Source organism: Salinibacterium sp. ZJ450, assembly GCF_011751885.2.
Classification (GTDB): Bacteria; Actinomycetota; Actinomycetes; order Actinomycetales; family Microbacteriaceae; genus Ruicaihuangia.
Genome location: NZ_CP061771.1, coordinates 3,490,471 through 3,512,202 on the forward strand (window position 1 = coordinate 3,490,471; position 21,732 = coordinate 3,512,202).

The 21,732-nt window shown below is 68.5% G+C and carries 15 protein-coding genes and 1 pseudogene; 9 read left to right on the plus strand and 7 right to left on the minus strand.

All coding sequences use genetic code 11. From position 1 onward, the window contains the following. Window positions 1-7: 7 nt before the first annotated feature. The 3 genes from HCT51_RS16900 (at window position 8) to HCT51_RS16910 (ending at window position 2,746) form a co-directional block, all read left to right on the plus strand. A complete protein-coding gene (locus tag HCT51_RS16900) occupies window positions 8-889 on the plus strand; it encodes an NAD(P)-dependent oxidoreductase (protein WP_166880259.1) in 882 nt (293 codons plus the stop codon). A gap of 388 nt (window positions 890-1,277) precedes the next feature. Then, complete coding sequence (locus HCT51_RS16905) at window positions 1,278-2,126, plus strand: universal stress protein (protein ID WP_166880261.1); 849 nt, start codon at window positions 1,278-1,280, stop codon at window positions 2,124-2,126. Between the two features lie 44 nt (window positions 2,127-2,170). Next, window positions 2,171-2,746, plus strand: a complete 576-nt coding sequence (locus HCT51_RS16910; protein WP_166880264.1) for a hypothetical protein — start codon at window positions 2,171-2,173, stop codon at window positions 2,744-2,746. Here the strand turns inward: HCT51_RS16910 and HCT51_RS16915 are convergent. The 5 genes from HCT51_RS16915 to HCT51_RS16935 all read right to left on the minus strand — a co-directional run bounded on the left by HCT51_RS16915 (window position 2,654) and on the right by HCT51_RS16935 (window position 11,422). Beyond that, window positions 2,654-4,216 carry a dynamin family protein gene (locus HCT51_RS16915; protein WP_166880265.1) on the minus strand — a complete coding sequence of 521 codons (1,563 nt, stop codon included), beginning with the start codon at window positions 4,214-4,216 and terminating at the stop codon, window positions 2,654-2,656. The two genes, HCT51_RS16910 and HCT51_RS16915, sit on opposite strands and share 93 nt — an antisense overlap. Then, window positions 4,213-6,045, minus strand: coding sequence for a dynamin family protein (locus HCT51_RS16920; protein WP_191413664.1), 1,833 nt, complete (start codon window positions 6,043-6,045; stop codon window positions 4,213-4,215). The genes HCT51_RS16915 and HCT51_RS16920 overlap by 4 nt, the downstream gene beginning before the upstream one ends. 87 nt (window positions 6,046-6,132) lie before the next feature. Beyond that, a complete protein-coding gene (locus HCT51_RS16925) occupies window positions 6,133-7,131 on the minus strand; it encodes an IniB N-terminal domain-containing protein (RefSeq protein WP_166880268.1) in 999 nt (332 codons plus the stop codon). A 134-nt stretch (window positions 7,132-7,265) separates the two neighbouring features. Next, on the minus strand, window positions 7,266-9,494 hold the full coding sequence (locus HCT51_RS16930; RefSeq protein WP_224760790.1) for a helix-turn-helix transcriptional regulator: 2,229 nt from the start codon (window positions 9,492-9,494) through the stop codon (window positions 7,266-7,268). A gap of 2 nt (window positions 9,495-9,496) precedes the next feature. Then, window positions 9,497-11,422 (minus strand): Hsp70 family protein, encoded by a 1,926-nt coding sequence (locus HCT51_RS16935; protein ID WP_166880270.1) that lies wholly within the window; start codon window positions 11,420-11,422, stop codon window positions 9,497-9,499. 308 nt (window positions 11,423-11,730) lie between these two features. On the opposite strand from HCT51_RS16935, the gene HCT51_RS16940 reads away from it, so the two are divergent. Then, the gene (locus tag HCT51_RS16940; protein WP_166880272.1) at window positions 11,731-13,020 is read left to right on the plus strand and encodes an NAD(P)/FAD-dependent oxidoreductase; all 1,290 of its coding nucleotides are present in this window, start codon (window positions 11,731-11,733) and stop codon (window positions 13,018-13,020) included. Then, window positions 13,017-13,901: an RNA polymerase sigma factor SigJ gene (gene sigJ / locus HCT51_RS16945; RefSeq protein WP_166880274.1), complete on the plus strand. Its 885-nt coding sequence runs from the start codon at window positions 13,017-13,019 to the stop codon at window positions 13,899-13,901. Before HCT51_RS16940 ends, sigJ begins: the two co-directional genes overlap by 4 nt. A 55-nt stretch (window positions 13,902-13,956) precedes the next feature. Here the strand turns inward: sigJ and HCT51_RS16950 are convergent, their stop codons facing one another. After that, window positions 13,957-16,221, minus strand: a complete 2,265-nt coding sequence (locus tag HCT51_RS16950) for a DEAD/DEAH box helicase (RefSeq protein WP_166880276.1) — start codon at window positions 16,219-16,221, stop codon at window positions 13,957-13,959. A gap of 445 nt (window positions 16,222-16,666) precedes the next feature. On the opposite strand from HCT51_RS16950, the pseudogene HCT51_RS19050 reads away from it, so the two are divergent. The 3 genes and pseudogenes from HCT51_RS19050 to HCT51_RS16960 form a co-directional block, all read left to right on the plus strand. Continuing rightward, window positions 16,667-17,325: pseudogene (locus HCT51_RS19050) on the plus strand (MFS transporter); the annotation flags it as partial. 9 nt (window positions 17,326-17,334) lie between these two features. Further along, on the plus strand, window positions 17,335-17,991 hold the full coding sequence (locus HCT51_RS19055) for an MFS transporter (RefSeq protein ID WP_370626970.1): 657 nt from the start codon (window positions 17,335-17,337) through the stop codon (window positions 17,989-17,991). A gap of 23 nt (window positions 17,992-18,014) precedes the next feature. Next, window positions 18,015-19,043 carry an alpha/beta hydrolase gene (locus HCT51_RS16960; RefSeq protein WP_166880278.1) on the plus strand — a complete coding sequence of 343 codons (1,029 nt, stop codon included), beginning with the start codon at window positions 18,015-18,017 and terminating at the stop codon, window positions 19,041-19,043. A 41-nt stretch (window positions 19,044-19,084) separates the two neighbouring features. Here the strand turns inward: HCT51_RS16960 and HCT51_RS16965 are convergent, their stop codons facing one another. Further along, window positions 19,085-19,858, minus strand: a complete 774-nt coding sequence (locus tag HCT51_RS16965; protein ID WP_166880280.1) for an IclR family transcriptional regulator — start codon at window positions 19,856-19,858, stop codon at window positions 19,085-19,087. 92 nt (window positions 19,859-19,950) lie between these two features. On the opposite strand from HCT51_RS16965, the gene hutH reads away from it, so the two are divergent. Further along, entirely contained in the window at window positions 19,951-21,540 is a 1,590-nt protein-coding gene (gene hutH, locus HCT51_RS16970) for a histidine ammonia-lyase (RefSeq protein ID WP_166880282.1), read from the plus strand. Window positions 21,541-21,732 lie beyond the last annotated feature (192 nt).

Here is a 21,732-nt window from a genome sequence, read left to right on the forward strand (position 1 = left end):
TGCACCTGTGAACGTCGCCGTCGTCGGCCTCGGCAACATGGGGGCGGCAATACTCCATCAGGTCGCCAAGAGTGGCGCAGTCACCGGCTTCGATATCAGCGGCGATCGCAGACGGAACGCGTCGTCCATCGGCGGTGCGCGACTAGTCGACGACCTCGCTGACCTTCGCAACAGCGACGTCGTTATCCTGTCGCTGCCTTCCCCGCAGATTTCAACTGCCGTGGTTTCCCAGCTAATGAACATCCTTCCGGATACCGCGACCGTCATCGAAACATCGACCGTGCTTCCAGATGACGTGCTGTCCATGAGGCGCCTGGTCGAGGAGCGCGGTGGGCGCCTGGTTGACGCTGCCGTATTCTCAGGTGTCGCGGGGATGCAGGCGGGAAAAGCCAAGCTGCTCGTGGGCGGAGTGCCCGACGAGTCGAACGACCCAATGCGGCCTGTACTCGAAAGAATCTCAACGGATCTGCTGTTCTTCGCCGACCCAGGCGCCGGGATGGCTGCGAAGGTCATCAATAATGCGGTGGCGCACGCCGTCATGGTGATTCTCTCGGAGGCTGCCGCCCTCGCCGACGCGTACGGCATCGGCAGTGAGCCGCTCACTGAATTGCTCGTGGACCCCGAGGGTGGGCTGATCAGACCGTTGAACCATCGATACCGGGAGCGGATTAGAAACGGTGATTACGAGGGAGGCATGCCGACCTCCGCCGCACTGAAGGATTCTCGGCTCGCGCTCGCACTCGCGCAAGCACGGAGCGTCCCGCTGTTCGCTATTCAAGGAAGCCACACCGTCTATGAGCTCGCCAACGCTGCGGGCCTAGGAAGCAAGGACTACGCCTCCATCGCGACTCTGTGGGAAGCCTGGCTGAACACGTCTTTCACGGACTAAGTTGTGGTCTAGCTCCGCGTTTCTTGCGACACACGAATGGCGCCCATCGTTCCGGATGGGCGCCATTCGTATGCAGAGGGCTTCGGTTATCGACTCCCGACGGTGAGCTCGCCGTCGTCCGCCCACTGTGCGGTGCCCCAATGCCGAGATCCGGGCGCGGATGATGTTCTTGCCGATGTTTGACAGCAGCGCGTCGTGGGTGCGCAGTACCCAAGTGCGGTTCACTCATCGGCGACGCACGCTGCGACGCCCGAACTAATCGAGTAGGCCGAGCGGCCCACGCTGGCTCTTCCTCCAGGCGTCCGCGGCCGTCGCGCCGCGGCATCCGATCGGCTAGCGTGAGCAGCATCCGGATGCCCTGTTCTGGGCTGACGCGAGGAGGCGTACCGTGACGGGACGAGTGCTGGTCAATGTTGTCGATTCGGCCGAGGCAAGCGGGCGGGCGCTGCGCTTCGCGATCGACCAGGCGTCGGGCCGCGGGCTCGGTCTGCACATCATCCACGTGATCGACGAGTCGATCGTCAAGAGCCGCAAGACCGAGCTGCTGCAGGCGGCGACGCAGCGTGGCGAGCAGGTGCTCGCCGAGGCGACCGCCACTGCGCGCACCGCCGCCCCGACGCTGGAGGTGACCTCGAGCATCGAGCAGGGCGACCCGATGCGGGTGTTCACGGAGCTCTCGAACGACTACGAGCTGCTGGTGGTCGGCAGTGACTGGCAGCAGCACGGCAGCCCCAGCCGGCGCGCGGTGGAGGCGCTGCGAATCGCCGCCGCGAGCGACTCGCCGGTAGCCGTCATCCCGGACATGGATCTGACCGGTCGGAGCGGGATTGTGGTCGGCGTCGACGGGTCGGAGAACTCCGCGCACGCGCTGCAGTTCGCGGCCGCGGAGGCGGCGCGCACCGGCCAGCCGCTGATCGCCGTGCACGCCTGGACGCTGCCGGTGGTTCCCGGGGCCGAGTTCATCGATTCCGCCAGCTTCTACGATGATCTGAGTCGCGATGCCGCGGACACCCTCGAGAACGCGCTGGAGGAGGTGCGCGCGGAGTACCCGAAGCTCACCGTGCAGCCGGTCTGCTTCGACGGTGACGCCACCCTGGCGCTGGCCACCGAGGCCGAGCGGGGCACCCTGGTGGTGGTGGGCAGTCACGGCCGCAGCGGGGTCGCCCGGCTGATGCTCGGCTCGGTGAGCCATGGGCTGCTGGCGCGGTTGGCGGCACCGACGGTGATTGTGCGCTGAGCTGTGACCTAGCGCCTGCGCCCTGTTCGGGTTACATTACCTAGGTGTCGGAAGAGGGGGGTGGCAGCGACTTCGTCGTCAAACCGCCCCGACCCGAGATGTCGAATCGGGCACCTGCTCCCATCCCGCCGACGATTCCGCCGCCCAGGGCTGTGAAGGTGTCCCGCTTCTTCTGGCTGCTGAGTTTCGTTGCCGGGCTGACCGGCATGGTCTTCGCGTTCTTTGCCCGCGACACCCAGCTGACAGAGTTGCAGAGCCTCGTCACCGATCTGCAACCCGACCGCGACGCCGAAACCGTGAAGACGGCGGCGACGATCGTGTTCTGGGGAAGCCTAGGGGCGCTGGCCGCGGTGGTGCTTGCCGAAGCGATGCTGCTGGCCGCGATGATGCGCAGACGAGGTGGCGCCAGGTGGCTTCTCCTTGCGCTCCTGCTGGTGCACGGTGCGGTCGCCGTGCTGGTGGCGGCGTTCGTTGTCAGGCAGGGCGAAGCCGGCCTCACCGTCCTGGCGCTGGTCGCCGCGCAGTTGCTACTGGCGGCGCTGGGCTTGATAGTCAGTTTCCTGCCAGGAGCCGGCCGGTGGTTCCGTGCGGGCACGCGCGGTCGCGGCATCCGTTCCTAACCCGCCCTCGGTCGGCAGAAGAAGCGCCTCGCAACTGCGCACGATCAGCTGGCAGACGTCCACCGCCGCACGATCGTGGAACGGGTTCTCGGCCAGCGTGCGCCAGCGCTGCAGGGCAGCCAGCGCGGCAGCGCGCACCTCAACCTCGGGGGCCGACTCGTCGAGCCCCAGTCGTTCAGTCGCCTCGAAGCCCTCCCCGCCGATGAGCCGCTCGGCCTCGGACACCACGGCCGGCGGCAGCGGAAGCCCGGTGGTGCGCGCCTCGGTCAGCAGTCGCAGCTCACGGAACTCGTGCGCGCTGGCCTCAATGCGCTCGAGTGACGCGGCCAGCTGTTCGGTGCCCGGCCGAGGGCGGCTGCCCAGCAGTTGCTGCACCGCGCTGAGTGCCGTGCGGGCCTTGAGGTGCTCGCCGCGCGCTTCGAGCTGCCCCCTGATCAGTCGGAGCACATCGTCGAGGCCGCTGCGACGCGCGAGCTCCTGGGCGAGCTCGCTGGAGTCGGTCACCCCGCCGCGAATGAGCACGACGGCCAACCGGATGCCGAAGAGGCCGAACCTGCTCAGAAGCCCCGCGCGCGTCTGGGCACTGGTCGTGACGCCGTCGACCGGCCGAACGAATCGATCGGCAGACACCATCAGACGCTCACGCTCGTCGCGGTCGAGCCGGGCAAGCTCGACGAGTGCCCGATACTCCGCCTGCCGGAGAGTTCGCGCCCCTTGGGCGACCAGTCCCGCGACAGGCGCAACACCGAGCACGAGCGAGCGCAGGCTCTCGTCGTGCTGGTATCGGGCGGCGATGTCCTGGGCCGAGATGAGCGAGTCGATCCTGCCCGCCCCTATCTCGTCGACGCGCGAGAGCACCGCCAGCGCGTTCGCGAGGCCGGAGCCGCCGACTCCGCTGCTGCGGAAGGCATCCAGAAAGCTGAGGTCGACGCTGTGCAGGTGGCGCATCACGTAGACGACGGCGTCGGCCTCGGAGGATGCGTTCTCAGGCGTCAGGAACGCCATCGATCGGGCGGACACCTGTTCAGAGAGCGAGGCGATCCCCGGAGTGTCGATGAGAGTGACGGTGCGCAGGGCCTTCGCCGGCCATTCCACGCTCAACCGCGCCACGTCTTCGGCTCGGGTGCCGTCGAGGTCGAAGACGAGCCGGCCGCGTGTCCGCTTGATGGGAAGCGTTCGGTGCTCTCCGTCGATGGGATGCAGGGTGATCCGCGGGGTATCGCCGTAGCGGTACCAGGTGACGATCCGGGTGCACTCTCCGGTGTCGGTCGGCGCGATCTCCTCGCCGATGATCGCGTTCAGCAGCGTCGACTTTCCCGCCTTGACCATGCCGGCGATGGCCACACGCAGCGGTTCTTCGAGCCGACGGGCCAGGCCGTCGAGGGTTGCCAGCGCCTCGGGATCGTCGCCGTATGCTGCTCGGAACTGTCGCAGCAGGTCGGCGACCGCGTCGACGGTGGCCGCGCTCATGCCTGCCCCACCACAGCGGGCCGCGAGTTGAGAGCTTCGGCGCGGGTGCGCAGGTCGCCCACCCGCACCAGCTCGGCTCTGATCTGGGCGATCCGTTGCTCGCTTTCGGACTTGTAGCTGGTCGCGGAACGCTGGGCGGCGAGAACGGAATCCCCGAGCGAGCGGTGGTGTTCCTCGGCGATGGCGGTGAAGTGATCACGGGTGGCGCGCTGCACCACCCGCAGCCGGTCTTTCAGCTGTTTGCTCACCTGAAAGATCACCTCGTCGATGTGGGCACGCACCAGGGTCTTCGCGTCAGCGCGACGTCGTTTGAGTCGCACATCCATCTCGTCACGGTACGCCTTTCCGCCGATCAGAACGCCGGCGCCGATCGAGAAGGGGTTGATCAGCGACATCCCGATGAGTCCGGTCAGTAAACCGAACATCAGCACGCCGCCGTATGAGCCGCGCATGCCGATGAGTACCTTCTGCAGGGGCCCGAGGCGTCCCGGATCCAGCACCGCAACCGGTTCGACCGGATTGAGCACGTCATCCGTGTCGTCGACTCCGATCACCGGAAGCGGAAGCTCGTCTTTGGCGAAATGCTCGGCGACCTGCGCCGAGAGCCACTGCGCGCGCTCGTTCGTCCAGACGAACGTGTCGGACACTCCGGAGGCCACCCGCTCTTTCAGCCAGTCACTCAGGTCATCCCAGATCGGCCCGGGGTCTGCGTCGTCGATGGCTCGCTCCGCGTCGCGCAGAATGCTGCGCATCCGGTCGCGCAGGTCGTACTCCATGTCGGCGACCAGATCGCTGACGCCGTCGTTGAGGGTGACCTGCCAGCGCGCCGAGCGCCGCCGCAGTTCGTCTGCCCGTTCCTTCGCCGCTTCCAGCTCCACGATCAGCTGCGGCGTGTTCTGCGGGTTCTCGAGCGCGCTCAGCTCGGATTGCAGCGACATGGCGAGGTGCTCGCTGACCGATGCGAGGTCGTGGGCTACTGAGCGTCGTTGAAGCCGCTCGGACTGGCTCACGATGTTCTCCCGCAGGTAACCAATCAGCGCCGGGAAGCCCGACTCGGCGTTCAGTTCGGTATCCGCGAGTCGAGCCGCCAGCAGTCGCAGGTCAGAGGACACCGGGAAGAGGCGGATGTCGGGGTCGATGGCGTCGAGGTGCGCCCGGTCGAGCGCGGCAACGCGGCGCCAATCCGGGTACAGATCGGTCTTCGTCAGCACGCAGGCCACATTCGGGGTGATGCGCAGGGCGTGGCGGAGAAACTGCACCTCCGGGGCCGTGTACTCCTGCGATGCGTCGGACACCAACAGCACCGCGTCCGCGCTGGGCAGAGCGGCGAGCGTGGTGAGTGAGTGCGCGGAGTCCAGCCCGCCGAGACCCGGGGAATCGACGATCGACAGCCCGCCGGCGAGAATCTCCCGGGGAAGAAACACCTCGGCGGCTGCGAGCTGCCGGCGGTTGCCGGGGTTTCCGCGCTCGGAGACGTGGTCGGCGAGATCCTCGATCCGCACCGGCGTGCGCTCGAGTTCGGGTTCGCCGTTCTCGATGGAGTCGGGCGCCGCGGTCGGCACCATGATCACCGCGGATGGCTCATGGCCGTGGCGCACGATTGTGGGCACCGCCGTGGCGATGTCGTCGTCGACCGGGCAGACCGGAGCGTTGACCAGGGCGTTGATCAATTTGCTCTTGCCCTGTTTGAATTCGCCGACCACGATCACCCGGGTGCTGGGATCCGACATCCTCCGCAGTGTCTGTTCCAAGCGGTTGCGAAGATCGGGACGATCCCCCGCGTTCGTCAGCGTGATTGCCTGCTCGACCAGCTTGACCAGTTCGACCACGATGTCTCCTTGCGTTGTGGCTCACAGTAACCGCGCACAAGCCCGGCAGGAAGGAATCTCCTGCCGGGCTGTGCTCGGGTTGATTGGTCAGAACGTCGAGTCCTCAGCCTGGACCTCGACGTCGACCTCGTTGTCGGAAACGACGATGGCGTCTTCGATTTCGTTGAACGAGTCGTCGATGTCTACGTCGACGTCCACCTCGGTGTCGGTCTCGTTGAACGAATCGGTGACCTCGACGTCGGTCTCGTTGAAGGAGTCCTCGACATCCACGTCGACATCGCCGACCTCGACCGAGTTGTCCACCGAGTTGTCGCTGTTGTCGTTGAACGAGTCCTCGACATCCACGTCCACGTCGCCGACCTCAACCGAGTTGTCGGTGGAGTTGTCGTTGAAGGAGTCCTCGACATCGACGTCCAGATCGACGTCGCCGACCTCGATCGAGTTGTCGACTGAGTTGTCGCTGTTGTCGGAGTTGTCGCTGTTGTCGTTGAAGGAGTCCTCGATGTCGATCTCCTCGTTGAGCGAGTCCTCGATGTCGACGGAAATGTTGGTCGAGTTGTCCTCCGAGTTGTCTTCCGAGTTGTCGGTGGAGTTGTCGACCCAGGCGTCGTCACCGGCAGCGATTGCGTCGTCGCCGGAGGCGATGACAGCGCTGTTGTTGAACCACTGCTGCACGTCACCGTTGGCCCAGATGTTCTGGTTCACGGACAGGTCCGTGATGGTGTCGGTGTCGCTGTACGAGTAGTTGTTCACGATGTGCGTCAGCTGCTGCACCGCGTGGCCGTGGTCGTCGTCGTCGTTGTGTCCGCGGTCATCGTCGTGGTCGCGTCCGTGGTCGCGTCCGTGGTCGTTGTTCCCACGGTCGTTTCCACGGTCCCTGTCGCCGATGTTGTAGTCACGGTCGAACGAGATCGGGGACTGGTCCAGGATGACCGGCATCACGGCGTCAACGTCTTCTAGCGAGACATCGCCGAGACCGTTTTCCTCGAGAACCTTGTCGGGGTCGTCGCGGAACTTCTCTGCGGCCTCCGGGTCCCGGAGCAGGCTCAGCAGGAAGTCGAGCAGGATGGTGGTGATAGTGGGCATGAACGCATCCTCAATCTTGGGGTTACGACGACTCGACTCGGGTGTCTGTCGCCTGCTGGGCGGAGTGCCCGGCTGGTTAGAAAGCTACGGTTGGCCAGTTCCGGCACGCATCGGGGATGCGTCCCCTACTCGCGTCATCCCTGCCTGTGATCTCGGGGCATGGGCGAATAGGGGGTGGGGGGAGATTCGGCGTGCGGGTCGAGGGCGATCCGCAATTGGGCGAGCAGTTCCGAACGCGTCGTCACCCCCAACCGCCGGCGGATTCTCGCGACGTGGTGCTCGACCGTGCGCGGTGAGATGAAGATCGCTTCGCCGATCTCGGAGTAGGTCTTGCCCTCGAGCAGGAGCCCGGCCACATCGCGCTCGCGGGCGCTCAGGCCAGCCTCGTCCCTCGCCGTTCCGGAGCGCGCGCCCGCGGGCGAGGCTGGGTGCTCCGCGACATCCGGTGCTGCGAACCCGGGATGAAGCTCACGCGCGCAGGCGAGCAGGTGTGCGACGTCTCGACGTTCATCCGCTCGCGCGGCGGCGTGCCCGGCGAGGCGGGAACCCTCCCAGGTGCGGCCGACGGTGGCAAGCCCTCGCGCGGCCTCCTCGACGGCTGGCACGTCGAAATCGCCTGCGAGCACCGAGACCCACGCCTTGCCGGCGGCGGCGAGCACCGCCGCGGAGTGGTTCTCGTTGGCAGCGTGAGCCAGCGCCGCCGCGTGCGGGATCAGCTCTGCGGGCTTCTCGGCGAGAATCGCCGCCTGGACCGCTGCCCAGTGCAGGGGGATGGACCACAGTGGCGGATCACCCAGTCGTTTGAGCAGCGACCACGCGTCGGCGAGGTGCGATTCGACGCGTGCCCGATCTCGCAAGCGGGCTGAGGTGGTGAGCAGTTCACCGAGAGGTAGCAGGTTGTAGAGATCGGTGCTCACGTGCAGGATGCTCTCCCGCGCGATCTTCCACGCCCTGACCAGGCCGGGGAGGTCATCGGCACGTCGGGCGAGACCGACCTCCAACGCGCTGAGCATGAGGTCGTCTCGCGGGGCCAGGCCGTCGGTACCCGCTGTGGCCCGTGTGATCGCCTTACGCGCTCGGTCGGGGCGGTCCCCCTGCATGGCGGTCCACGCCTGCAGCAGCAACAGCCTCGAGCGCGAGGCCTGCCCGCCCTGACCGCCGCGGAGCGCGCTATCGATGACCGAGTCCGCGACATCCAGTTCCCCATTGTGCAAGGCGACCACGGCGGCCAGTGCGGCGGGGGTTTCGGGCACCGGCCCGGCGACGCGGGATGCCGTCATCAGATCGGACGCCCGGATCAGCGTCGTCAGGGCGCGGCTCGTGCGGCCCTCCACGGAGTCGAGGGCCCCCTGGCCCATCGAGGTCACGGCAACAGAGGCGAGCGAGGGGGAACCTGTTGCGGGAGCGCCATTCAGCATCGCGCCGGCCGCGTCTTTGTCACCAGTGCCGAGCATGGCAACAGCGGCGAGGCCGGCCGACGAGCCGACCCGTGCTGCGCCGAGCCACCGGTACAGGTCTGTGCTGCGGGCGAGCATGCCGCGCCGGGCCCAGATCGAGGCGCCCACATCGACAGCGCGGGCGATGTCAGGCGGGTCGTCGTGGCTGAGCAGATCGTCGAGGATCCGGGCGGCCCCATCCAGGCTGCCGGTGGCTGACGCGGCCTGGGCGCGCTTGGCGGCGGTGGCGAGGGGATCCGCACCGGCCGCGGCGGCCTCCTCGTAGAGCGCCCAAGCGAGCGTCGGCTGGGTGGCCAGGTGCCTATCGCCTGCCGTTTCCAGGGCGCTGGCGATCCTGTGATCGTGTAGGCCACTTCGTGCCAGGCTTCTCGCCACGTCGCTCAGCGAGCGGTGCTCGATGGTCAGGGTGTCGACCAGTGTTCGCTGGAGCGCGCGTACCCGGTATGTCGGCGTGGTTTCGAGCAGCGCCTCGCGCAGCAGGGGAATCACCGTGCCGTTCGGCAGCAGCAGGCCCTCAGCCTGGGCCTTCGCCACGAGGGTGTCAACGCCCGGCCCGGATTGCTGCTCAATGGCAGGGGGAAGCGTGTCGGACAGGTCGAAGCCGACGGCCAGGGCCAGGAGCAATTCGCGCAAGTCTCCACCGACGTCTCCCAGTTCGCGTCGCAGTTGCGCGACGGTCGCCCGCGACAGCACAGAGCCCGAGAGCGCGCGCCGGCCCTCCTGCCTCAACAGCTCCATCGCGCGGTGCACCAGCCACGGGATTCCACCAGTGATCTCAGTGAGTTCGTCGACCAGTTCGGCCGGAGCAGGGCCGCCGAGTGCGGCGGCGGCGTGTTGGGCGATGTCGGCGCGCAGGAGCGGATCGTGCTCGCGCGCGGCCGCTACCGTCTCCCCGATCACCGTCATCGTCACCGACCCGCCGTCATCGTCTCTGTTGGGGCGAGGGTGGGCTCGGTCGGGGGATCCGGTATGGGCGTTGGCGTCGAATCTGGGTTTGGCGTCGAGCCTGGTACCGGGATCGGTGTCGGATCAGGCGTGGGATCCGGCGTCGGGTGTGGCACGGGATCGGGGTTTGTGTCTGGCGCGGGGCTCGGTACCGGGTCTGGCACGGGATCGGAGGTCGGGTCAGGTACGGGGTGCGGCGTCGGATCGGGCGTGGTCCGCGGGGTCGGCTCAGGCCGGGGAGTTACGGGCGACCCCGGCGTGAGTGACGACGTCGCCGGCTTTCCTCCACTGCCTGGTGCGGCAGGCTGAGGAGCCAGCGGCGTTACCGCCGAGCGGGGAACATTGGGTCTGGTATCACCGATCATGCCCGCATTCGGAGGCCGTTGGCTGCCATTCCGACTGGCGGGTGGCGCGGGCTGAGCGGCGCCGGGAGTGCTCGGCGGTAGCGCCGCGTCGGGCCCAGATGGATTCGCAACAGGCGCAGCGGCGGCTCGTTTTGATCCCAAAATGCCGGCGTCGGCGTCGGCGTCGGCATCGGCTTCTGAGGCGGTGGAGCTGGCTGGAGGCTGCGACTCGGAGAGCTCGGTGGAGACCTGCCACACCACGCCGGTCAGGGCCAGCGCTCCGGCCATCGCGGCAGCCGTGGTCAGGTGCAGGTTCACCCGTGGATGCGCCGCCCTGAACTGCGCGGCTCGGTCGGCGACACGAGCCGACAGACGGGAGCCAAGGCCGGCGCGCACGGGCACGATAGCCACCGGTATCTCAGCCCTGTCAGCGGCATCCGCTGCATCTATCGCAGTAGCCGCGAGCTGGGAACTGGCCGCTGCGAACGCCGCTCCGAGCGAGATCGAGGCTTTCGGATCGACGTCGATCGCAATCGGTCGCGCCAGTTGCTCCGACAGGAGCTGCGAAACCAGCGGAATGCGGGATGAACCGCCGATGAGCAGAATGGCGCCGACATCTGCTGGCCGTACCCCGGCAGTGTCGAGGGCTTCGGTGAACGCGCGGATGGTCTCGTGAACAGCGTCACTGATCATGCTTTCGAACTCCGAACGCACCAGCCGCACCTGCGTCTGTGTGTCGGGAAGGAGCACCGGGATCGTGGCCTCGGTGTCGAATGAGAGGGCCTCTTTCGCCTCGCGGCACTCCCGGCGAACGTGTGACAGCGCGATCAGCACGGCAGGGTTGGTGGCGTCGAGAGCATCGACGGAATCGCCGAGGCTCGTCGCGACGTGCCGGAACACGAGGTCGTCGAAGTCGGCGCCGCCCAGCCGTTCCAGGCCGCCGGCGACCCCCAGCACGTCGAACCTGTCCGCGTCGGTTTTCGTGACGGCGGCCACGTCAAAGGTTCCACCGCCGAGGTCGTAGACCGCGATGGTGGTTCCGATGTCCACTCGCTTCTCGGTGGCGTAATGCAGCACCGCCGCCTGCGGTTCGGTCAGCAGCATGACATCAGCGAGGCCCACTCCGGCCAGCGCACTGCGCACGAGTGAGGTCTTGTACGTACCCCAGCTGGCCGGGTGCGAGAGCATCACCGATTCGGGCGGGGCGCCTTCTCGTTCCTCCGCGCGATCGACGACCCAGCGTGCCATTGTGGCGAAGACGTGCTCTGCGGAGATCTGCAGGTCACCCACGGCGATGGGAACCTGATCCCCAATGCGGCGCTTGAACTCTCGCACCATCCGGTCGGGTCGACCGAGCCCGCGCCGTTCGGCAGCCTCCCCGACCAGGACGCGACCATCGTCATCCAGGAAAATCACCGAGGGCACCGACGCACCGTGTCGGCCGAGGTTCAGCGCCTGCGGTCGTGGGTCTGGTTCATCGCCGAGCCGGGCGATGGCGGCGGCAGTAAAGCTGGTTCCAATATCAATGCCCAGGACGTAGCGCATGCTTCCCCTAAACGATCAAACGCGACGGTCGTAGGGTCGCCGCGCGCTTGTTCGGGTCGTTGATGTCTAGGTGTTCCCGACCAACTCTCCACGCAGGCTCTAGCAAGTCAAGGGTTGGTGGCCCCTAATTAGGGGACTCTCAGATAAGGGGGTACCAATAGTTCGAGAGGACTGGTGGAGTTACTTTCGGCTGCGTACAATCCACGATCCAACCATCGGGTTATGTCCGCCATGATGAGGTGAGCCTCACATTCGGCACGGCTATTTCGTCGTAGGGGCAGAAGAAGCTCCCACCGGAAGGAAAACCAGTGCCGTCATCCAGCGCATCAGACCACACCGTTCTCGTGATCGGAGGCGGGTACGCCGGCATCATGGCCGCGAACCGGCTGCGGTCTTCGCTCACTACCGCGGAGGCCGCCCGGGTTCGCATCACCGTGATCAGCCCCGCCGGGCAGTTCGTGGAACGCGTGCGGCTGCACCAGGTGGCCGCCGGCACCCTCGCCTCGGCTGCACGGCCGCTGCGGGAAATGCTGCACGACGACATCGACGTGGTGGCCGGATCGGTGACGAGCATCGAGCCGGTGGGGCAGCAGGTGACGGTGGCGGTCGCGGTGGCTGACACGGATGGTACCGATGGCGGCCGGGCTCGGGCTCGGGCTCGGGTGCTGCGCTATGACTCGCTGATCTACACGGTGGGCAGCACGGCGGCGCTGTCCACGCCCGGCGTCGCGGAGCACAGCCACCCGCTCGCCGATCCGGAATCCGCCAGCCGCGCGCAGGCGGCGATTGCGGCCGGTTCGGCTGGGCAGCGGATCGTCGTGGTCGGGGGCGGCGCGACCGGCGTCGAAGCGGCCTCCGAGATCGCGGGGCGGCACCCGGATGCTGCGGTGACCCTGCTGCCGGCCGGCCAGCTGCTGCCTGCGATGCGGGCGACGGCGCAGCGCGACATCCGGCGCACGCTTGGTCGGCTGGGCGTGCGAATCCAGGAGGGGTCGCGGGTGCAGCAGGTACAGACGGATGTCGTGGTCTTGACCGATGGCGCGACCGTTCCGTTCGACGTGTGCATCTGGGCGGCGTCGTTCGACGTGCCTCGGCTGGCCGATGACAGCGGACTTGCCACCGACTCGGCTGGGCGGCTGCTCGTGGACGAGAGCCTGCGCAGTGTCGACCACCCCTCGATCGTGGGCGCGGGCGATGCGGTGCGGGTACCCGATTCGGTCGGAGCGCACCTGCGGATGAGCTGCGCGAGCGCCCTGCCGCTCGGCGGCGCGGCGGCCGAGACCGTGCTCGCGCAACTGCGCGGGCAGGAGCCCAAGCCGATCTCGATCGGCTACGTGGTGCAGTGCCTCAGCCTCGGGCGCAAGAACGGATACGCGCAGCTGGTGGGGGCTGATGATGTCCCGTTGCGGCTGGCTGTCGGCGGTGCACTGGCGGCCCGTATCAAGGAGGCCATTGTGCGGATGACGGTGAGTGGTCCGCTGAAGGAGCGCAGCAAGCCCGGCTCGTACTGGGCACCTCGCGGGCCGCGGCGGGTGGTGGCTTCGGTTGCGCTGCCTGCGTCTTCTTCTTCGTCTTCGTCGGCTGGGGTGCCGCGATGACCGTGTTCACCCCCGGCAGTGCCGAGTACCGTCAACTGTTCGGCGTGAGCTACCGGCTGCTCGGGTCGTCGCACGATGCCGAGGATGCGGTGCAGGAGGGGCTGGCCCGCTGGCAGGAACTGAGCGCCGAGCAGCAGGCGGAGATTCGCGAACCGGTGGCCTGGTTGACCACCGTGGTGAGCCGGATCTCGCTCGACGTGCTGGGCTCGGCCCGGGCGCGCCGGGAGAGCTACACCGGGATCTGGCTGCCCGAGCCGGTGCTCGGCCCGGCGGGAATTACCGACCTGCCGCAGAGTCGGTTCGTCGATCCCGAAGACTCGGTCAGCCTGGACGAGTCGGTGTCGCTGGCGCTGCTGGTGGCGATGGAGCAGCTGACGCCCGGGGAGCGGGTCAGCCTGATTCTGCACGACGTGTTCGGACTGCCGTTCGCGGAGATCGCCGACATCGTCGGCCGCTCCCCCGACGCCTGCCGGCAGCTGGCCTCTACCGCGCGGCGGCACGTGCGGGCCGGTCGCCGGTTCGAGGTGCCGGGGCCGGAGCGGGACCGCGTGGTGCAGGCGTTCGCGGCCGCGTGCCTGGGTGGCGACATCCGGAATCTGGTGGCAGTGCTGGATCCCGACGTGGTATCACGCGCCGACGGCGGCGAGCACGTGCATGCGGCCCGCCGCACGCTGGTGGGCGCCGACGCGGTGGCCCGGTACCTGCTGGGCCTGATGTCGAAGTACGGTGCTGGCGTGTCCGCGGCGATCGAGCTGGTGAACGGGCGCAGCGGGATCGTGATGCGGGCCGGCGGTGCGGTGACGGGCGTGATCGATCTCGGTGTCGTGGATGGCCGGGTGGCGGAGATCGCGCTGGTGGTGAATCCGGAGAAGCTCGGGTAGGACGACGAAGGCGCTCACCCCTGGAGGGATGAGCGCCTGTCAAGCGGAGGGTGCTTTACGCGACCAGCTCGGTGTCGTCGGAGCCGGCGGTCTCCGAGCCGGCGTTGGCCAGCTCGTCGAGCAACGCGTCGCCCGGACGCACCTCGACGTACTCGGCCTTGATCTCGGCGCGCTCGAGCAGTTCATCCATGCGGCGCTGACGGTTGCGGCCGATCAGCGTCACCACGGTGCCCTGCTTGCCGGCGCGGCCGGTGCGGCCGGCGCGGTGCAGGTAGGACTTGAACTCGTCGGGAGCGTCGGCCTGGATCACCAGAGTGATGTCATCGACGTGGATGCCGCGGGCTGCGACATCCGTTGCCACCAGCACGTTGACGCGGCCGCTGGTCAGCTGCTGCAGGTTGCGGGTGCGGCGCGCCTGGTTCAGGTCGCCGTGCAGGCTGGTTGCCGGGATGCCGGCGTCCTCGAGCTGGTCGGCGAGCTGCTCGGCGAACGCACGGGTGCGGGCGAAGATCAGCTTCTTGCCGGGGCCCCAGGCGAGCTGCTCGATGATCCGACCCTTTTCCTTGTGGTCGATCAGCAGCACGCGGTGGTCGATGGTGCTGGAGGCCTGGTCTTCACCGGCGACCTCGTGCACGGCCGGGTCGGTGAGGAACTCGTTGACCAGCATCGCCACGCCCTTGTCGAGGGTGGCGCTGAACAGCAGCTTCTGGCCCTTCGGCGCGGTGCTGCGGATGATGCGCTGCACCGGCTCGAGGAAGCCGAGGTCGCACATGTGGTCGGCCTCGTCGAGCACGGTGACGACGACCTCGCTGAGGTCGAGGCGGCCCTGCTCGATGAGGTCTTCGATGCGTCCGGGGGTGCCGACGATGATGTCGACGCCGCGCTGCAGCGCGCCCACCTGGCGCTGCTGGGGGACACCACCGTAGATCTGGGTGGTGAACAGGCCGACGCTGCGGGCGATCGGCTGCACGGTGCGGTCGATCTGCAGGGCCAGCTCACGGGTGGGGGCGAGGATCAGCGCGCGGGGCTTGCGGCCCATCTGGCGCGCCTTGCCTCCGCCGTTCTCCATCAGCTTCTCCACGAGCGGAGCGCCGAACGCGATGGTCTTGCCGGAGCCGGTGCGGCCACGGCCGAGCACGTCCTTGCCTGCGATCACGTCGGGGATAGTGGCGGCCTGGATCGGGAACGGGGTGGCCGCGCCGAGCTCGGCCAGCGCACGCTGGATGTTGCCACCGATGCCGAGGTCTTCGAACGACACGTTCACGATCTCGTCAGCGGTGGTCATCACGGCTTCGAGCTTCTCGAGCACCACGTCATCCTGCGGGGTGAACCGGGTGGCGTCCTTGGACGGGTAGTAGCTCGACTCGCGGCGCGGGGCGCTGCTGCGGTCGTTGCGGTCACTGCCGTTGAAGTCGCGCCGGGGTGCGCGGTTGTCGCGGTCGCCGTAGGACGGACGCTCGGTGCGCTGGGGGCGGTCGGAACTGAAGTCGCGACGCGGGGCGCGGTCGTCACGCTGCGGGCGGTCACCGTAGGCGGGGCGCTCGGTGCGCTCGGTGCGCTGCGGACGGTCGGTGCCGAAGTCACGACGGGGGGCGCGGTCATCGCGCTGCGGGCGGTCACCGTAAGCGGGACGCTCGGTGCGCTGCGGGCGGTCGCCATAGGCGGGACGCTCGGTGCGGTTGCGGTCGTTGTACGCCGGACGCTCCGTGTTGCTGCGCTGCGGGCGCTCGTTGCGGTCGCCGAAGTCGCGACGGGGCGCGCGGTCATCACGCTGCGGGCGGTCACCGTAGGACGGACGCTCCGTGCGGTTGCGGTCGTTGTACGCGGGGCGCTCGGTCCGGTTACGGTCGTTGTACGCCGGACGCTCGGAGGTGCTGCGCTGCGGACGCTCATTGCGGTCGCCGAAATCGCGGCGGGGCGCGCGGTCATCACGCTGCGGGCGGTCACCGTAGGACGGACGCTCCGTGCGGTTGCGGTCGTTGTACACGGGGCGCTCGGTGCGGTCGCCGTAGGACGGACGCTGGTTGCGGTCGCCGTATCCGCCGCGCTCGGGGCGCTGCTGGGTGCGGTCGCCGAAGCGGCTTCCCTGGCCCTGCTTGTCGCGGGGAGTCCAGTCGGGGCGACGCTCGTCGCTCGCGCCAGCGCCACGGGGGCGTTCGGTGCTGCGGCCGCGGGCGGCGCGCTCATCGCTGTTCCAACGCTCCTTCTTGGCGGGAGCGTCAGCCTCGGGCTTGTAACCGCGGTGCTTGGGGGATTTGCTGCCGGACTTGGGTCCGGTCTTCGGGGCGCGCGACGGCGCCGCCTTCTTGAAGGGAGGCATAGTTCTTTCCGGGGTTATTCAAAAACATGAAAAAGTAACCCGGGCAGCCTTTGGCCGGGGCCGTTCACATTGAAGTGACTATTCACTAGCGGAAGTGCTGTGAAACCGGCCCGCAAGACTTACAAACCCACACGCAGGACACCTGCGCTGTCTTGAGCCGACTGAACTACGTTACCGGATGCCGCACGCTTAAGCCAGCTTTGTGGTGGGGGCCGCATCCTCCCTCGCGGCGGATGAGCGTCCGCGACATCCGTGATTCTGCAATTAGTGCCCATGCTGGCGCGCGACATGGGCACTTACTGCGGAATCACGCGGACAGGTCGCGGATAAGTTCTGTGGGGACGTCTTGGATTCCCGAGCTGGTCAGACGCGTGAAGGGGGTCGGATGTCGCAGCGCTCAGGTTGGCGGGCAGGCGTGCCGCTGCTCGTGGCGGCCACCCTGTTCATGGAGCAGCTCGACGGCACGATCCTCGTCACGGCCGCCCCGCAAATCGCGGCAGACTTCGGCGTCAGCTCGGCCGATGTGAACATCACCATGACCGCTTACCTGCTCGCGGTGGCCTGCACGATCCCCTTCGGCGGGTGGCTCGCATCCCGGATCGGCGCCCGGTTCGTGTTCATCAGCTCGATCGCCCTGTTCACGCTGGCGTCGCTGCTCTGCGCGCTGAGCCCGGGCCTCGAGATGCTGGTGTTCGGGCGGTGCTGCAGGGCTTCGCCGGCGGCATGATGGCACCGGTCGGCCGGCTGATCGTGCTGCGCGGCGCCGCCAAGACCGAGCTGCTGCGCTCGATCGCGCTGATCACCTGGCCGGCGCTGCTCGCACCGGTTCTCGCCCCGGTTCTCGGCGGGCTGATCGTGACGGTCAGCACCTGGCACTGGATCTTCATCCTCAACGTGCCGATCGGCGTGGCCGCATTCGTGGCGGCGCTGATCATGGTGCAGGACCGCGCCACCGAGAGGCGCACGCTGGACTGGCTCGGCCTGCTGCTCACCAGCGCCGCGGTGCTCGCCCTGCTCTTGGCAGTCGAGCTGGTCGCCGCGGGTGACGCGATGCTGATCACGCTGTTCAGCGGCATAGCGGCGCTGCTGATCGGGGGCGGGGCGGTCTGGTGGATGCTCGGCACGCGACATCCGCTGCTCAATCTGCGGGTCTTCGGCATTCCCACTTTTCGGGTGACGAACTCGGGCGGGTTCGTCTTTCGGTTGGTGGTGAACGCGGTGCCGTTCCTGCTGCCGCTGCTGTTCCAGGACGCCTTCGGCTGGACCCCGCTGGAGTCGGGGTTCGTGGTCGGCGCCCTGTTCGTGGGCAACGTTGGCATCAAGCCGACCACCACGCCGCTGCTCCGGCGGTTCGGGTTTCGCGCGGTGCTGCTCGGCTCGCTAGTCGGCACGATCCTGTGCCTGGTGCTGTTCGCGCTGCTCGGATCAGACACGCCCACCGCCGCGATCGCGGTGCTGGCGCTGGTCAGTGGCGCGTTCCGCTCGGTGGGCTTCACCGCGTACAACACGCTGCAGTTCGCCGACCTCGATGCGGAGCAGCTCGGCTCGGCGAACACGCTGTCGGCCACTCTCGCGCAGCTGGCGTCCGGGCTGGGAATCGCGATCGCCGCGACCAGCCTGCGGCTCGGGGATGCCTCGGTGTCAGCCGACGATCTGCTGAGCCCTTTCCGCCTGGCGTTCCTGCTGCTCGCGGCGCTCACGCTGGTCTGCGTGGTCAGCGCGTTGCTGCTGCCGAAGGATGCCGCGGGGCATGTGACCGCGAGGGTATAAATCGGACTAGTGTTGCGCGCACGATGTTGGGGATTCGGCGGACCGCGCTGGGGGCACTGATCGCGATCGCGGTCACGGTGCTCATTGTCGGCTGCGCGCCGGGCGGTGGTGCGGGTGCAGCTGGTGCGCCGGCCGGTGGTGTTGCTAGTGCCGGTGTCGCTGCCGCTGCTGCAGCTCCCGCGATCTTCCCGCTGCTGAGCGCGGACCCGGATGTCGAGGTGCTTGAGGATCTGCGCTACGGCACCGCGGACGACGGCTCGGCGCTGCTGCTTGACGTGTGCCTGCCGGGGTCGGCGACATCCGAAGCCAGTCCGGCGATTGTGTCGATCCATGGCGGCTCGTGGGCGCGCGGCGACAAGGGCGATGTGGCCTGGCGGGCGGTTTGCCGGTGGTTGGCGTCGGAGGGGTTCGTGACGTTTTCACTGAACTACCGGCTGGTTCCGGCGGTGGTGTTCCCGGCGGCGGTCGATGACGTGCAGGCGGCGGTGCGCTGGGTTCGCTCAGACTCGGTTGCGTCACGATTTGGCGTAGACCCGCAGCGGATCGGCGCGTTCGGCGGCTCGGCGGGCGGCAACCTGGCGGCGCTGCTCGGTGTTTCGGGCTCCGGGTCGGTCGGCGCCGGGTCAAGGGTGGCTGCGGTCGCGGCGCTGAGTGGTCCGATGGATTTGACCGGACGGCACGTGACCGAGGCGTTCGCACCGGTTCAGCTGGAGTACCTCGGCTGCGCGGAGTATTCGACGTGCGACGCAGCGAAGGCTGCATCCCCGGTATTCCAGGCGGACGAGACCGACCCGCCGTTCTTCGTGGGGCATGCGCTGGCCGAGATGATCCCGGTGGAGCAGGCGGCGATGTTCGTCTCCGCACTGCGGAAGGCGGGAGTGCCCGTCGAGTACGTCACCGTCGAGGGCGCGCTGCACTCGCTCGAGCTGCTCGATGAGACGATGTCGGGGCGGGTTGTCGAGTTCTTCCGGGCGGGGCTCGGGGCGGCGGTGGAGCCGCCGGTCGTGGAAGCGCCGGTGGTGGCGCTGACCGAGGAAGAGCCAGCCGCGTAGGGACCCACGCGCTGTGTACGTGGACGTTGTTCGCCACACGCTCAGCGTGGGATGCCGCGGATCCGCCGGGTGAGTTCCGCCGCGGTGCGCTGCACCTCGACGGCCAGCTCCGGCCAGCGGTGTTCGGGGGTCGTCGCGGTGGGGAACGTGGTCGCGATCGCCGCAGCCGGCCAGCCGGTGTGATCGCGCACCACCGCCGCCACCGAGCCGAGGCCGTCGGTGACCTCGCCGTCCTCCATGGCGTAGCCGGCCTGCGTCGTGCGGTCGAGCAGAGTGCGCAGCGCCGATAGGGTGCGTGGGCCGGTGCCGTTGCGGGTGACGAACGCCGCGGCATCCGGATACAAGGCCCGCACCTGCGCCTTGGGCAGCGCGGCGAGCATAGCCCGCCCGCTCGCGGTGAGGTGGCTGGGCAGCCGCACGCCCACGTCGGTGACCAGCGACGGTCGCCTCGGGGCGCGTTCCTCGACGAGGTAGAGCACGTCGCGGCCGTGCAGCACGCCGAGGTGGGCGCTCTCGCCGGTGCGGTCGACGAGCTGCGCGATCAGCGGACGTCCGAGATGCGACAGCGGCTGCTGCCGGGCGAAGCCGGAGCTGAGCTCGAAGGCGGCGACGCCCAAACCGTAGCGGCGCTCCTCGGGCAGGTGCACCACGAACCCGCGCTGCTGCAGTGTCGCCAGCAGGTGATAGACCGTGGAGCGGGGCAGGTGAAGGGCGGTGGCGATGGTCGAGGCGGGCACCGGTCCGCGCTGGCTCGCCAGGTGGCTGAGGATGCGCAGTGTCGCGTCGGCGGCGGGCACTTGCGGCGGCTGCGACATCCGGTCTCCTCCGGTTCGGCAGATCTGTGATCCCAGACAGCTGCCAGCGTAGACCTGTTGGGCGGATGCCGCGGGGGCTGTGCAATGTGAGCATGAGCAGTCTGCCTTCCGTGTCTTCCAGGCCTTCCGTCGGTGCATCGACCGTGCTGGTCGGTGCGGCCGCGCTGAGCTTCGACGAGGTCGTGGCGGTCGCCCGGCACGACGCGGCCGTGCGCTTGGACGACGCCGCCCTGGATGGGGTGGCGGCGAGCCGCCGGATTGTCGAGGGTCTCGCCGCGGACCCGGAACCTCACTACGGCATCTCCACCGGGTTCGGCGCGCTGGCCACGACGTTCATCGCCGAGGATCGGCGCGCGCAACTGCAGGCGAGCCTGATCCGGTCGCACGCGGCGGGAAGCGGCACCGAGGTCGAGCGGGAGGTGGTGCGCGCCCTGATGCTGCTGCGCCTGTCCACCCTGATGACCGGCCGCACCGGGGTGCGCCGCGAGACGGCCGAGACCTACGCGGCGATCCTCAACGCCGGCATCACTCCGGTGGTGCGCGAGTACGGGTCGCTCGGCTGTTCCGGCGACCTTGCCCCGCTGGCCCACTGCGCGCTCGTGGCGATGGGCGAGGGCGAGGTGCGGGTTTCGACGGGCGATTCGGGCCAGCTGATGGACGCGGCATCCGCTCTGTCCACCGCCGGGATCACCCCGCTGCGCCTGCGCGAGAAGGAGGGCCTCGCGCTGATCAACGGCACCGACGGCATGCTCGGCATGCTGGTGCTGGCCCTCGCCGACCTGCGATCGCTGCTGAGCACGGCCGACGTCGCCGCCGCGATGAGCGTCGAGGCGCTACTGGGCACCGAAGCCGTGTTCGCCGCCGACCTGCAGGCCCTGCGGCCGCACCCGGGGCAGGCGGCGAGCGCCGCCAACCTGCGCGCGCTGCTCAGCGGTTCGCCGATTGTCGCGAGCCACAAGGGTCCGGAGTGCACCCGGGTGCAGGACGCCTATTCGCTGCGCTGCGCCCCGCAGGTGCACGGCGCCGCGCGCGACACCGTGGAGCACGCGGCATCCGTCGCCTCCCGGGAATTGGGCAGCGCCATCGACAACCCGGTGCTCACCGTCGACGGCCGGGTGGAGTCGAACGGCAACTTCCACGGCGCCCCGCTCGGCTACGTGCTCGACTTTCTGGCGATCGCCGTGGTGGACGTCGCGAGCATGAGCGAACGCCGAACCGACCGGCTGCTCGACCAGGGCCGCAACCAGGGGCTGCCTCCGTTCCTCGCGCACGAGGTGGGCGTGGATTCCGGGCTGATGATCGCGCAGTACACGGCCGCGGGCATCGTCTCCGAGCTGAAGCGGCTGGCCGTGCCCGCGTCGGTCGACTCGATCCCCTCGTCGGCGATGCAGGAGGACCACGTGTCGATGGGCTGGGCCGCCGCCCGCAAGCTGCGCCGCGCCATCGACGGGCTCACCCGGGTGCTCGCGGTGGAGCTGATGACCGCCTCGCGCGCCCTCGACCTGCGCGCACCCCTGCAGCCGGGCGCCGCGACCGGCGCGGTGCGCTCGGCCATCCGCGAGGTCTCCGCCGGGCCGGGCCCCGACCGCTTCCTCTCCCCCGAGATCGAGGCCATCAGCGCCCTGGTGAGGGAAGGACGACTGACGGATGCCGCGGCCTCCGTCACCGGCAAACTCCACTAATACGGACCTCAGCCGCCGGTGCCCACCACATAGATCTCACCTATGCCCGCAGTGCTTCTGCACAGCTCTTGCACTGCTTGGCGGGCGAGCCTACGCTGGCCGAACTGGCTCCCCGCCGTCGGGTAATCCATTGCCCGAAATGGATCCGCAGTGAGAACACCGTCCCCCAACCTCAGCTGGCCCCGTGAACGG

What these genes read in the sequence shown, in the direction of transcription:
- sigJ (WP_166880274.1), top strand. Translation starts at nt 13,017, where the DNA reads ATGACCGTGTTCACCCCCGGCAGTGCCGAGTACCGTCAACTGTTCGGC.
- HCT51_RS16925 (WP_166880268.1), bottom strand. Translation starts at nt 7,131, where the DNA reads ATGCCCACTATCACCACCATCCTGCTCGACTTCCTGCTGAGCCTGCTC.
- HCT51_RS16950 (WP_166880276.1), bottom strand. Translation starts at nt 16,221, where the DNA reads ATGCCTCCCTTCAAGAAGGCGGCGCCGTCGCGCGCCCCGAAGACCGGA.
- HCT51_RS16960 (WP_166880278.1), top strand. Translation starts at nt 18,015, where the DNA reads ATGTTGGGGATTCGGCGGACCGCGCTGGGGGCACTGATCGCGATCGCG.
- hutH (WP_166880282.1), top strand. Translation starts at nt 19,951, where the DNA reads ATGAGCAGTCTGCCTTCCGTGTCTTCCAGGCCTTCCGTCGGTGCATCG.
- HCT51_RS16930 (WP_224760790.1), bottom strand. Translation starts at nt 9,494, where the DNA reads ATGACGGTGATCGGGGAGACGGTAGCGGCCGCGCGCGAGCACGATCCG.
- HCT51_RS16965 (WP_166880280.1), bottom strand. Translation starts at nt 19,858, where the DNA reads ATGTCGCAGCCGCCGCAAGTGCCCGCCGCCGACGCGACACTGCGCATC.
- HCT51_RS16935 (WP_166880270.1), bottom strand. Translation starts at nt 11,422, where the DNA reads ATGCGCTACGTCCTGGGCATTGATATTGGAACCAGCTTTACTGCCGCC.
- HCT51_RS16915 (WP_166880265.1), bottom strand. Translation starts at nt 4,216, where the DNA reads ATGAGCGCGGCCACCGTCGACGCGGTCGCCGACCTGCTGCGACAGTTC.
- HCT51_RS19055 (WP_370626970.1), top strand. Translation starts at nt 17,335, where the DNA reads ATGCTCGGCACGCGACATCCGCTGCTCAATCTGCGGGTCTTCGGCATT.